General features: G+C 62.4%; 11 protein-coding genes. 4 read left to right on the plus strand and 7 right to left on the minus strand.

The genetic code is table 11. From position 1 onward, the window contains the following. Window positions 1-103: 103 nt before the first annotated feature. From dnaA to mutM, 4 genes are all read right to left on the minus strand, one after another. A complete protein-coding gene (gene dnaA / locus BOO69_RS00005) occupies window positions 104-1465 on the minus strand; it encodes a chromosomal replication initiator protein DnaA (protein ID WP_071969153.1) in 1362 nt (453 codons plus the stop codon). Window positions 1466-1981: 516 nt separating this feature from the next. After that, a complete protein-coding gene (gene rpsT / locus BOO69_RS00010) occupies window positions 1982-2245 on the minus strand; it encodes a 30S ribosomal protein S20 (RefSeq protein ID WP_071969155.1) in 264 nt (87 codons plus the stop codon). 199 nt (window positions 2246-2444) lie between these two features. After that, window positions 2445-3221, minus strand: coding sequence for an enoyl-CoA hydratase (locus BOO69_RS00015; protein ID WP_071969157.1), 777 nt, complete (start codon window positions 3219-3221; stop codon window positions 2445-2447). 64 nt (window positions 3222-3285) lie between these two features. Then, window positions 3286-4137, minus strand: a complete 852-nt coding sequence (mutM, locus tag BOO69_RS00020; RefSeq protein ID WP_071969159.1) for a bifunctional DNA-formamidopyrimidine glycosylase/DNA-(apurinic or apyrimidinic site) lyase — start codon at window positions 4135-4137, stop codon at window positions 3286-3288. A gap of 102 nt (window positions 4138-4239) precedes the next feature. Here mutM and ubiE point away from each other — a divergent pair, with 102 nt between their 5' ends. Genes ubiE through BOO69_RS00035 form a run of 3 tightly spaced genes read left to right on the plus strand, consistent with a single transcriptional unit; the run spans window position 4240 to window position 7447 of the window. Then, a complete protein-coding gene (gene ubiE / locus BOO69_RS00025) occupies window positions 4240-4983 on the plus strand; it encodes a bifunctional demethylmenaquinone methyltransferase/2-methoxy-6-polyprenyl-1,4-benzoquinol methylase UbiE (RefSeq protein WP_071969161.1) in 744 nt (247 codons plus the stop codon). Continuing rightward, window positions 4984-6516: a 2-polyprenylphenol 6-hydroxylase gene (ubiB, locus tag BOO69_RS00030; RefSeq protein ID WP_071969163.1), complete on the plus strand. Its 1533-nt coding sequence runs from the start codon at window positions 4984-4986 to the stop codon at window positions 6514-6516. A 40-nt stretch (window positions 6517-6556) separates the two neighbouring features. Continuing rightward, window positions 6557-7447, plus strand: coding sequence for a cation diffusion facilitator family transporter (locus tag BOO69_RS00035; RefSeq protein ID WP_071969165.1), 891 nt, complete (start codon window positions 6557-6559; stop codon window positions 7445-7447). A 68-nt stretch (window positions 7448-7515) separates the two neighbouring features. Here the strand turns inward: BOO69_RS00035 and BOO69_RS00040 are convergent, their stop codons facing one another. Next, window positions 7516-8994 (minus strand): ABC transporter substrate-binding protein, encoded by a 1479-nt coding sequence (locus BOO69_RS00040; RefSeq protein WP_071969167.1) that lies wholly within the window; start codon window positions 8992-8994, stop codon window positions 7516-7518. A gap of 132 nt (window positions 8995-9126) precedes the next feature. Here BOO69_RS00040 and BOO69_RS00045 point away from each other — a divergent pair, with 132 nt between their 5' ends. Further along, entirely contained in the window at window positions 9127-10383 is a 1257-nt protein-coding gene (locus BOO69_RS00045; protein ID WP_071969169.1) for an Hsp70 family protein, read from the plus strand. On the opposite strand, the gene BOO69_RS00050 is transcribed toward BOO69_RS00045, so the two are convergent. Together BOO69_RS00050 and BOO69_RS00055 are read right to left on the minus strand one after the other, a co-directional pair. After that, window positions 10380-11657 (minus strand): acetylornithine deacetylase/succinyl-diaminopimelate desuccinylase family protein, encoded by a 1278-nt coding sequence (locus BOO69_RS00050; RefSeq protein ID WP_071973554.1) that lies wholly within the window; start codon window positions 11655-11657, stop codon window positions 10380-10382. The genes BOO69_RS00045 and BOO69_RS00050 overlap by 4 nt on opposite strands. Before the next feature lie 11 nt (window positions 11658-11668). Then, complete coding sequence (locus BOO69_RS00055) at window positions 11669-12940, minus strand: aminotransferase class V-fold PLP-dependent enzyme (RefSeq protein ID WP_071969171.1); 1272 nt, start codon at window positions 12938-12940, stop codon at window positions 11669-11671. Window positions 12941-12986: the final 46 nt, after the last annotated feature.

The following is a 12986-nucleotide window of genomic DNA, read 5'->3' on the forward strand; positions in this document are numbered from 1 at the left end:
TTCCCCCGTTTAGACAAGACTTTTCATGTTTTGATCGCTCAAATGCAAGAGGGGCCTCGACGGCCCCTCAATCACCCTTGCGGTCGTGGCATGGATGCCGCGTTCAGGATTCGAGCGCCCGGCGCAGAAGCTGCAGGTCTTCGGCGATCTGGTCGTCCGACAGCATCAGCTCCTCGATCCGCCGCACGCCGTGGATCACCGTCGTGTGGTCGCGTCCGCCAAAGCGGCGGCCGATCTCGGGCAGGGACCGGCTGGTCATCTGCTTGCACAGGTACATCGCGACTTGCCGTGGGCGTGCATAGCTGCGCAGGCGCTTGGGCCCGATCATGTCGCTCAGCCGGATATTGTAATGTTCGGATACCTTGCGTTGAATTTCCTCGACCGAGATCTTGCGCTCCGAGTCGCGCAGCACGTCGGTCAGGCAATCCTGGGTCAGTTCCATGTCGATCTCGCGCCCGACGAGAGAGCCGAAAGCGAAAAGGCGGGTCAGCGCCCCTTCCAGCACCCGGACGTTCGACGTGATGCGGTGGGCCAGGAACTCCAGCACGCCATCCTGCAGGTGCAGGTCCGGATAGTTTTCGCGCTGGGCTTCAACTTTGCTTTGGAGGATGCCGAGACGCAGTTCGTAATCCGTCGGGTGAAGGTCCACCACCAGACCACATTGGAGACGCGACTTGACGCGGTCCTCGAGGTCCTTGATCTCGCCCGGGGCGCGGTCGGCGGAGATGATGATCTGCTTGCGCTGGTCGACCAGTGCATTGAAAGTGTGAAAGAACTCTTCCTGGGTGCTGTCCTTGCCGGCGATGAATTGCACATCATCGACCATCAGCACATCGACCGAGCGGAAGATTTCCTTGAAGTCCATCATCTTTCGGTCGCGCAGCGCCTGCACGAAGCGGTACATGAACTGTTCCGCCGAAAGATAGAGCACGTTCATCTGCGGCTTGCGCTCGGCCAGTTCACGGGCGATCGCATGCATCAGGTGGGTCTTGCCCAGGCCGACGCCTCCGTAGAGGAACAGCGGGTTGAACGTGACGGGGCCGCCTTCGGCCACGCGCTTGGCCGCGGCATGGGCCAGCTCGTTCGGTTTGCCCACCACGAAGTTGTCGAAGCTGAAACGCGGATCGAGCGGGGCGGTCACCATCACGTTGTTCACATCGCTCTTGGCCGGAGCAGGGGATTTGTGGGCCGGTTCGACGGGTTTCCTGCCCTCGTTGGCCGCCCTCTGTTGCAGCGCGAAATTCAGGCGGGACACTTCGATCCCTTCCGCGTTGATCTCGTGCAGGATGAGATCCGAGAAATTCTGGCTCACGTAGTTTCCGAAGAAGTTGGTCGGCACGTGAAGCGTCGCGATCCCGTTGGCAACCTTGCCGGCTTCCAGCGGTTCAATCCAGGTTGTGAAATTGTTTTGCCCGACAGTCTTTAGCAGCCGCTGTCTGATCTCGCCCCATTGATCCTGCGTCATTTATTAACTCGTCCCAAGTCAGGTTTCCAACAAGCACCGGAGCAGCCCGGCACCACACGCAATCCAGAACACAGGCCACCTGTCCGGTCCCAAACGGCAACCGGCCCGGTAACTGGACCATTTTCCACTAGGTTTCCACCAGTCGGTGCGCCTCGGCGCATCGGTCTTGGCAAAAGCCGTCCGTATCAAAACGGACAGGGCAAACGCGGCAGCAGCTACATTCGCAATGCAGGCCGAGGTGCGGTATGATCCGCCTTCGTCTGCGTTTCCCCAAGGCGCCATCCGTTCCCGAAAGCGCCCTTTAACGAGGCCTGTCCCCCCACGCGAAATGAATCGCTGTACGTAGGTAGCAAGGACAGAGCAGCCGCTTCAACATATCTTCCGCCTTGACTCGTTCTTTTGTCAGCCGAGAATCTGTGGCGTCTTTTTGAGACCCCAAGACAGCAAAAAGGCGCCGCTAAGCGACGCCTTATGTTTCAAGCAGATAGTCGATTCGAGGCCGTAAGGGCCTGAAAATCAGCCCAGTGCTTTGACCCGTGCCGCCAGGCGGGACATTTTTCTCGACGCGGTGTTTTTATGAAACACCCCTTTGCTCACGCCGCGCATCAGCTCGGGCTGGGCGTTCTTCAGCGCTTCGGTCGCTGCGGTCTTGTCGCCGGATGCGATGGCCTCTTCGACCTTGCGCAGGAAGGTGCGGATACGCGACCGGCGCGCCTTGTTGATCTGGAAACGCTTTTCGTTCTGACGTGCGCGTTTCTTGGATTGTACTGTGTTTGCCATGAGGATCAGCCTTCGGATTTTTCAATTTCGGTCAAAGGCGCGTGACGCCAAACCCGTGCCGGACATACCGGGAAGGTGATTCTAGCCAGAGCGGGCTGCACGCGCATGTATCGGGCGGGCTATAGCGGCAAATGCCGCCGGTTGTAAAGCGGTCAGCGAACCCACCCCGCACGGACGGGCGCGCTGCGGTTGTCTGGAATTACTTGTCGCGGAACTGCGCTTCGCGCTTCTCGAGGAAAGCGGACATGCCTTCCTTCTGGTCTTCGGTCGCGAAAAGCGAATGGAAGACGCGGCGTTCGAACAGCAGGCCCTCGCGCAGCGGCACCTCGTAGGCGCGGTTCACCGCTTCCTTCACGACCATGACGGAGACCATGGACTTCTCGGCGATCTTGGCGGCGGCGCTCATGGTTTCTTCCATCAGCTTTTTCACCGGCACAACGCGGGAGACGAGGCCCGAGCGTTCCGCCTCTTCGGCGTCCATGAAACGGCCCGTCAGGTTCATGTCCATCGCCTTTGATTTGCCGACGATCCGGGTCAGCCGCTGGGTGCCACCGATCCCCGCCACGACGCCGAGGTTGATCTCGGGCTGGCCGAACTTGGCGGATTCCGAGCAGATGATGAAATCGCACATCATGGCGAGTTCGCATCCGCCGCCCAGAGCATAGCCCGACACGGCGGCGATGATTGGCTTGCGCACGCGCATGATCTGGTCTGTTTCGGGGGTAAAGAGATCGCCGCTGAAGGCCTCGACAAAGGTCTTGTCGCGCATCATGGCGATATCGGCACCTGCGGCGAATGCCTTTTCCGACCCGGTGATGACGATGCAGCGCACCTTCTCGTTCTCTTGCGCGCCTTTCAGTGCATCGGCGAGTTCGGACATGAGGACATCGTTCAGGGCATTCAGGGCATCCGGCCGGTTCAGCGTAACCAACGCCACATGATTTTCCACGTCCACGATGATCGTTTCATAGGCCATCAAAGGGTCTCTCTATCGTTGCGCTCAGACCGTCACGCATAACACGGGCAAGCGGTGTTGCAAGCTATCTTTGACATGTGGGGCAGTAGAACGAGGATCGGCCAGACTGCACGATACGTCGGATGACATCGGTGCATCCGGGTGTCCTGCATGGCGCATTCTCGCGGCCGTACACGTCGAAATTGTGCTGGAAGTACCCCAATTCGCCATCCGCCTGGCGGAAGTCCCGCAACGATGATCCACCCGCATCTATCGCCTCGGACAAGACTTCGCGGATGATCGGGACAAGCGCCGCGACACGGCGCGCCGAGATGCGTCCGGCCTTGCGCGCGGGATGGATGCGGCCACGGTAAAGTGCCTCGCAGACATAGATATTCCCGAGGCCCGCTATGATGCGCTGGTCCAGCAGCGCGGCCTTGATGGGCGTATTGCGCCCCTTCAGCGCCGCCGCGAGATGCGCTTCGTTGAAGGTGTTTCCCAAGGGCTCCGGCCCCAGCAGCGCCAGGAGCTTGTGGCGTTCCGCCTCGGCGGTCCGCATCAGGTCCATCGCGCCGAACCGACGCGGATCGTTGAACGTGATCCGGGCGCCATTCGCCATGTGCAGAACCACGTGATCATGCTTTTCCGGCGCGGGATGTTCGTGGACGAACCGCCCCAGCGGATCGCCGGACACCAGCATCCGGCCAGACATGCCAAGGTGAATCAGCAGCGATTCTCCCGACTGCAGGTCTGCCAGTAAGTATTTCGAGCGGCGGCGCAGGCGGTCAACCCGCTGGCCTGTCAGCCGTTCGGCCATTCCCGCGGGAAAGGGCCAGCGCAGATCGGGCCGGTTCACGTCGGCCCTTTCGATCACGGCGCCCTCCATTGCCGGGGCAAGACCGCGGCGCACGGTTTCGACTTCGGGCAGTTCTGGCATATCGCGTCCTTTCGCCGGCACCGGGGAGCCTGCGGCAAATGGCGGTTTGTATCCGCCGTGTCTAAGCTATATCTCCGCTTTGACAATATCGGGACGCATGACATGACAGACAAGACCACCCATTTCGGTGCGCGAACGGTGCGCGAGGACGAAAAGGCCGGGATGGTCCGAACGCTGTTCTCCGATGTGGCGAACAAGTACGACATCATGAACGACGTCATGAGCGGGGGGATCCATCGCGTCTGGAAGGAGGCGATGATGGACTGGCTCGCCCCGCGCGCAGGGCAGCGTCTTCTGGATGTGGCGGGCGGCACCGGCGACGTTTCGTTCAAGTTCCTCAAGCGGGCGGGCAGGGCCCACGCCACCGTCTGCGACCTGACCGAAGGCATGCTGGTCGAGGGACGCAAGCGTGCCGAAGCGGCGCAGATGGCTGACAGCCTTGACTGGGTGGTCGGCGATGCGATGAGCCTGCCTTTCGAGGACAACAGCTTTGACGTCTACACGATCAGCTTCGGCATCCGGAACGTGACCCGCCCGCAGGAAGCGCTGAACGAAGCGTACCGTGTCCTGCGCCCCGGCGGACGGCTTATGGTTCTCGAGTTCAGCCAGTTGCCCAATCCGATGCTGCAGAAGGCCTATGACCTCTACAGCTTCAACGTGATCCCGCGCATGGGCCAGGTCATCGCGAATGATCGAGACAGCTATCAGTACCTCGTCGAGTCCATCCGGAACTTTCCCGATCAGGAAACCTTCCTCGACATGGTGCGCGCCGCCGGATTCGAGCAGGCGAAATACCGCAACCTGACGATGGGGATCGCGGCGTTGCACTCGGGATGGAAGCTGTAGGTGCGGGGGCCCCACAACATATGGCGGCTGGTCCGCACCGGTGCGACGCTGGAAAGAACGGGCGCGATGAATCTCGTGCTCGACGCTTTCGAGGCGACGCCGACACTGCGCTTCGTCGCCCGCGCGCTGGGCCTGCCCTTCAAATGGCTGGGCTACCGGGGCGACCCGTCGATGCCGCCCGCGACCCGTGCGCTGACCGCGCTCGGACCTGCCTACATCAAGTTCGGTCAGGTTCTGTCGACCCGGCCCGACGTGGTCGGCAACGACCTTGCGGTGCAGCTGCGGGTCCTTCAGGACAAGCTGCCGCCATTCTCCATCGGTGAGGCAAAGGCCGAGGTCGAGCGTGAACTGGGGCAACCGGTGGACGAGCTGTTTTCCGACTTCAGCGAGCCTGTCGCGGCTGCCTCCATCGCGCAGGTCCACAAGGCGACACTGGCCGAAACCGGCGAGAAGGTGGCCGTAAAGGTCTTGCGCCCCGACATCGAAAAGGCGTTCCGAAAGGACGTCGATGCCTTCTACCTCGCCGCCCGCATGGTCGAGCTTTTCTCGCCCGGGTCGAGACGACTGCGCCCGATGGATGTGATCGAACATTTCGACGGCGTCGTTCGCGGCGAACTCGACCTGAGACTGGAAAGCGCCGCGGCGTCCGAATTCGCCGCGAACACGAAGAACGACGAAGGGTTCCAGCTGCCTCAGATCAAGTGGAACCTGTCCGCGCGCCGGGTCATGACCCTTGGCTGGGCCGACGGTGTGCCGATGGGCGACAACGATGCCATAGACGCGGCAGGGCACGACCGGACGGTGTTGAGCAGCCGCGTTCTGCAACTGTTTCTGAACCACGCGTTGCGCGACGGTTATTTCCACGCGGACATGCACCAGGGCAACCTCAAGGTCGCGCCGAACGGCGACATCATCGCCTACGACTTCGGGATCATGGGCCACATCGACGCCTATACCCGGCGCGTCTATGCCGAGATTCTCTACGGGTTCATCCGCCGCGACTACCTGCGCGTCGCCAAGGTGCATTTCGAGGCGGGCTATGTCCCGGCCGACAAGGACGTGGACGAATTCGCACGTGCCCTGCGGGCCGTGGGCGAGCCGATCTTCGGCATGGATGCCACGCGCATCTCGATGGCGCGGCTGCTGACCTATCTCTTCGAGGTGACGGAACGCTTCGGGATGGAGACAAGGACCGAGCTGATCCTGCTGCAGCGGACGATGGTCGTGGTCGAGGGCGTTGCGCGCTCGCTCAACCCGCATATCAACATCTGGGAAGTCGCCAGCCCGATCGTGACGAACTATATCTCCAAGTCCATCGGCCCGGCGGCCGTAATCGGTGATCTGGCCAGTACGGCACAGGTGCTCGCACGTTTCGGTCCACGGCTGCCCGGCCTCGTCGAAGCCGCGCTTCTGCGGCAGAGCAACGAAACGACCGTCGTGCGACGGCCCAGAAAGAGGTGGATGGCACTTTCCGCGGTTGGCGGTGCCGCGGTCATGGCCGGCCTGATTGTTCTAGTTGAAGCCCTGACCTGATCCGCGTAGGTCGCGGCAGGCGAACGGGACGGACGACACCATGACCACCACATTGAAGCTGGCGACGGGCAGTATCGTGATCGGTGTGGTCGTGCTGCTGCTCAAGGCACTGGCCTATTGGATCACCGGGTCCGTGGCGCTCTTCTCGGACGCGCTGGAAAGCACGGTGAACGTCGCAACAGCCATCGCCGCGCTGATCGCCATACGGGTGGCGGCGCGCCCCGCGGATTCGAACCACCCGTTCGGACATCACAAGGCCGAGTTCTTCAGCGCGGTGCTGGAGGGCGTGATGATCATCGTCGCGGCGCTCGTCATCCTCAACGAGGCCTTTCATGCCTTCGCGACACCCCGTGCGCTGGATGCACCGATCGAGGGTCTGATGATCAACCTCGGGGCGACAGCCATCAACGGCTTCTGGGCCTGGCTGCTGATATCGCGCGGGCGGCGGCACAAGTCACCGGCGCTGGTCGCGGACGGCCGGCACCTGTTTACCGATGTGCTGACATCTTTCGGTGTCGCCATCGGCATCCTGCTTGCCTACGCGACAGGGCTTTGGCTGCTGGATCCACTGATGGCGGTGGTCGTCGCGCTGAACATTCTCTGGTCCGGCTCCAAGGTGGTAAAGGAATCTCTCAGCGGACTGATGGACGAGGCCGTGCCCGGCCCGGAGCTTGATCAGATACGCGAGATCATCGCGACAGAGGCGGGCGGCGCCACGCAGGCGCACGATCTGCGCACGCGGCACGCAGGGTCGATAACCTTCATCGACTTTCATCTCGTCGTGCCCGGGGAAACCTCGGTATTCGAGGCTCACGAGATCTGCGACCGGGTCGAGGCCCGTTTGCGTGCCGAACTGGGCGAAGCGCAGATCACGATCCATGTGGAGCCCGAACACAAGCTCAAGAGCACGGGCATTTTCATCGTCGACTGACCGAGCGGCAGATGCGATCCGGCCCCCGCCGAAGCGGGGGCCTTCAGGCATCATGTGCGTGTTTCAGATCACTCTGTCCACTTGACCGCGGTCAGGTCGGTCGCCTGGGTGGGCGCGTTTTCCCACAGACCTTCGATACCCGCCTTTGCGACCGTCGGCAGGGCCAGCTGGAACAGATAGCCGTTCACGTAGTCCTCGGAGATCATCCGCTGCGCGTCTTGCAGCATCTTTGTCCGCGCGTCGGGATCCGTGGTACGGTTGAGTTCCGCCATCAGCTCCTGCAGCTCGGGATTGTCGTATTGGAAGTAGTAGTCCGGGTTGGCGTAGATCCCGATGTCCATCGGCTCGGTATGGCTGACGATGGTCAGGCCGAAATCCTTGCCGTTGAACACGGTTTCCAGCCATTGCGCCCATTCCACGTTGGTAATCTGCGCCTTGATGCCGACCTCTGCCAGTTGGGCTGCGATGATCTCTCCGCCGCGCCGGGCGTAGGACGGTGGCGGAAGATGCAGCGTGGTCTCGAAACCATCCGGGAAGCCCGCCTCCGCCAGCAGCGCCTTGGCCTTCTCGGGGTCATATTCGCTCATCGAGGTCAGATCGACGTAGGCGGGGTTGTGCGGAGCGAAATGGGTGCCGATGGGCGTGCCCAGTCCGAACATCGCGCCGTCGATGATGGCCTGACGGTCGATCGCGTGCGCCATCGCCTCGCGCACCTTCACGTTGTCAAAAGGGGCACGGGTATTGTTGGTGGACAGGATGGTCTCGCCTTCGGTCGAGCCGACGATCACCTGGAACCGGGGATCGGCCTCGAACTGCGGCATGTTTTCTGGTGCGGGGAAGCCCGCGAATACGTCCACATCCTCGGCCATCATGGCCGCAAAGGCTGCGGTGGGATCGGAAATGAACTTGAACGTCGCCTTTTCGAGCTCGGCCGGGGTGCCCCAATAGTCCGCATTCTTTGACAGAACGATCTGGTCACCTTGCGTCCAGCTGTCGAACTTGAAGGCACCTGTCCCGATGGGTTGCTGCTTGATGTTGTCGATGCTCTCCGGAGCGACGATCACCGCGTCGCCCCAGGCGAGGTTGAACAGCATGCTGCCGTTCGGTTCGCTCAGCTTCACCTCGACGGTGGTGGGGTCGATGACGTTGACCTCAGAAATGGCCGAGTAGAGGGCCTTCTGGGCGTTGGCACTGTCTTCGGCGATGATGCGGTCGAGGGTGAATTTCACATCTTCCGCGTCCATCGTGCTGCCGTCGTGAAATGTGACGCCTTCGCGCAGCTTGAAGGTATAGGTCAGACCGTCGTCGGAAATTTCCCAGCTTTCGGCCAGGCCGGGCACGACGGAGCCATCGGACATGAACCGGGTCAACCCTTCGAACACGTTCGAATAGAGAACGGAATCGATGGCCCCCGCCGCGGCCGACGTCGGATCGAGATGCGGCGGCTCGAGTTGCAGGGCGACGGTGATGTCGTCCTTGGCGGCGGCGGCGCCGGCCATGAGCGCGGCAGTGCCGACGCCGAGCAGAAGGTGTCGAAGGTGGAACATTGCAGACTCCCTTATTGGTTATGAGCGAAGGCTAGCCAATCCTTTTGCGTCTTGCCAGCATTCTCGAAGTGCCAGTTGCCTTTCGACCGGCGAAAGCCTAATCAGCCGCCTCTGGATTCCGGGAACCGCAAGATGGCTTCGGCACTTGGCATAGACTTCGGCACATCGAATTCCGCCGCGGGCATGCTGGTGGACGGCAAACCGCGTTTGATTCCGATGGAGGCCGAAGCCGAAACCCTGCCGACGGCGGTCTTCTTCGATTTCGAGACGAAGCGGATGGTTGTCGGTGAGCGCGCCAGCGAAGCCTTGCTGGCCGGAGACGAGGGGCGCTACATGCGCGGCCTCAAGAGCTTGCTCGGCACACGGCTGATGCGCGAAAGCCGGATGCTTCTGGGCGAGCGACTGGATTTCATCGACATCGTCGCGCGATTCCTCGCAGAGATGAAGCGCAGGGCGGAAGCGGCGACCGGCATGGTCCACGACCGCGTGCTGTCGGGGCGACCCGTGCGGTTCCATTCCGCCGATCCAAATCGGGACAGTCAAGCCCTCATCGATCTGCAGGAGGCCTATCGTCGGGCCGGTTTCGCGGAAGTCCGGTTCATGAACGAACCGGAGGCCGCGGCGCTTGCCAACCGGAACATTCTGTCCCCCGGTGATCTGGCGCTGGTGGTCGATATCGGCGGCGGCACGTCCGATTTCACCCTTTTCCGCCAGAAGGGGAGCGCGGAGATCGATATCCTCGCCAGCCACGGCGTGCGTGTCGGCGGAACGGATTTCGACCGTACCCTCAGCATCGGCCGGGTGATGCCCCAGCTGGGCATGGGCAGCCCGATCCGCCACGCCTTCGGAGACGATACCCACATCGCGCCGAACGCGATCTTCAACGATTTGGCCACATGGGCCAAGATTCCATTTCTCTACGGCGCGGACACCCGCAAGGCGGCAGCGGAGCTGGAAAAATTCGCCGTCCATCCCAAGCGGCTGGCGCGTCTGGTCAAGGTGCTGGAAGAGGAACTGGGCCATGATCTGGCGTTTGCCGTCGAAGCCGGAAAGATCATGGCGAACACCCAGGGCGAGACCGATCCGGTCATCAAGGTCGGGATGCTGAAGCCCGGCGCCACGCTGTCGTTGCCTTCGGACTGGATGACCGATCGACTTGCCCCGCTGGCGGAAGAGATCGGCGGCGCCGCGGACGAGGTGCTGGCAAAGGTCGATATCGCGCCGTCGCGCGTGGACAAGGTCATCTTCGTCGGCGGGTCCAGCCTGATGCGGGTGGTGGAAGACGCCCTGCGCAGGCGTCTGCCGGAAGCCGAGATTCACAGGGGCGCCGCGCTGACCGCGATCGTGGATGGTCTGGCGATCGGCGCCGCAACGGCGTTCGACCGCTAGCCTTTCAGCAGCAGGCTTTCGAGGGCGGCCCCCATGACCATGGCGCTGTCGATCATGTCGTCGATTCCGATCCATTCGTCGGGCTTGTGCGCGAGTTCGAGAACGCCGGGCCCATAGGCGATGCAATTCTTCAACGTGCCGATCCGGTCGATGTGTTTTTGATCGTAGCTGCCGGGTGAGGCGACGTACTCAGGCGCCTTGCCCATGACCTTTTCGATCGCCCCCGCGACGGTTTGGACAACGGGTGCATCCCGGTCTGTCATCGACGGCAAGACCGAGTTCCGCTCGGTCAGTTCGAAATCGAAGTTGGCGCGGGTGGCCCGCAGACCTTCCAGCAGGCCCGTTACCTCGTCCCGCACCTGATCCAGCGTCTCTTCGATCAGGAACCGGCGGTCGATGACGATGCGGCAGCTGTCGGGAACGCAGTGGGCCTGCAATCCGGTGAAGCCTTCCTCCGGCTCCGGTTCGCCCCCGTGGATCGAGTTGATGTTCATGGTTGACTGGCGCGCGCCTTCGGGAACCACCGGCATGTCGGTGTAGCGTGCGGCCATTGCGGGGAAAAGCTTGTCTTCGAACTCCTGCAGAACCGCCCCCATGTGCCGCACGGCGCAGTCGCCCAGAAAGGGCATCGCGCCATGGGCGATTTCGCCCTTGGTCTCAATCTCGGCCCACCAGCCGCCACGGTGGCCAAGGCAAATTCGGTCTTTGTTCAGCGGTTCTGGGATGATCACGTGCTGCACGCGGCTCGGATTGAAATAGCCTTGTTCCGCGAGGTAGGCCACGCCGCCGTAACCGCCGGTTTCCTCGTCCGCTGTGCCGGAAATCTCGATGGCTCCGGCATAGTCGGGGTGCGTTTCGATAAAGGCTTCGGCCGCGATGATAGAGGCGGCCAAACCCCCTTTCATGTCGCAGGCCCCGCGGCCGTAGATCCTGCCGTCGGCGATGTCGCCGCCAAAGGGATCGAATGTCCAGCCTGCGCCGACCTCCACCACGTCGGTGTGGCTGTTGAAGTGGACACAGTCGCCGGCAACCTTGCCTGTCCGGCGCGCGATGATGTTCCAGCGCGGATACTTGTCGCTGTCGCCCGGCGTGCCGGTCGCGCGGATCAGTTCGGTTTCAAAGTCATGCGTGCGCAGGCGCTTGTCCAGATACTCGCAGATCCCGCGATAATCCGTGCCCGGCGGATTCAGCGTCGGAATGCGGATGAGGTCCTGGGTCAACGCGATCAGGTCGTCACGCTTGTTCTGGATGGCTTGGCTGAGCTGCGTATTCATCTCGACATGGTTCACGTGTTGGTGGCGTTTGGCAAGGCCATCTCCTGCACGGCGGACAGAAACGCGCGGACCTCGTCCATGGTGTTGTAGTGGCATAGGGAAACGCGGACCGCCGCCTCGAGCCCAAGCGGGGTCAGGATGTTGCCCGAGTAGTGATCGGCGCGGCGGATGTGCGTGCGGATGCCACTGTCGTTCAGGCCGTCCACGATCTTGTCCGCCGGAAGGCTGTCGAGCGCGAAGCACACCAGCCCCTCACGGTCCGGGTTGTCAGTGCCGCCGAGGATGGTGACACCATCCAGGCTGGCAAGGCCCGGCAGGTTTCCGACCCCGTGCAACATGGCATCCGTGAGGGCCTTTTCGTGGGTGTGAATGCTGGCGCCGGCGGCGACGATCCTGTCACGCGGCGTTTCGGCATCCGAAACCTCGCTGCCCAACCATTCGAAATACCGCACGACGTCCGAGAACGTGGCATAAGATCCCGTGTCGCGCGTGCCCATTTCCCAGTTGCCCTTGGGGCCGTTCGCCAGTGTTTCGATGTCGAGGCCCGTCAGCCTGTCCGACGCCCATGCCACGCCATAGCCATGCCGGGAGAACATCTTGTAGGGGGATACGACATATCCGTCGACTTCGTAGGCCGAGATATCGATCCTTCCGTGGCTGGCGTGCTGGATACCGTCGACGATGATGAAGGCTTCGGGCGCCTTGGCGCGAATGGCCTTGGCGATGGCGGCCACGTCATTGGCGACCCCGGTGACGGGCGACGTGTGCAGGATCGTTGCCACCCGGACATCCTCGCGGACCATCTGCGCGTAGCTGTCCGCCGTGACCCGGCCCGTGGCGTCGTCATGCGATACGCTGATGTAATCCACGCCGGCCTGGCGGGCCCAGTGTCGGGCCGCGCTGCGCGAGGCAGGATGCTCCACCGACGATCCGATCACCGCACCTTTGCCGGATTGACCCATGACTGCCGTGCGGATCAGCCGGAACAGCAGTTCGGTCCCCGATTCGCCGACGAGGAACCGGCCAGACGTCGTATTGAAGAACAAGGCCATGTCCGCGCGCGCGTCGGCAATGGCCTTGCCCAGCGCAGCGGATGCCGCGTTGTCCCGCCCTTGGTTGTCAGGGATCGCCGCGAACCGGGCCGACGTGTCGACGACAGAGTTCAGCGTCAGGGCACCGCCTGCGTTCTCGAAGAAGATGCGCGGCCCGGTGAAGGGGCACGCGTCCACGTGCGCAAACCTGTTGCGGATTTCGGTGCTGAGTTCGTCGGGATAGGGGGGCATGGCAATTTCCTTTCGCTGCTGACGTTCTGGAAGCTCGGGCTGCCGG

Source organism: Sulfitobacter alexandrii (assembly GCF_001886735.1).
In the GTDB taxonomy this organism is placed as follows: Bacteria; Pseudomonadota; Alphaproteobacteria; order Rhodobacterales; family Rhodobacteraceae; genus Sulfitobacter; species Sulfitobacter alexandrii.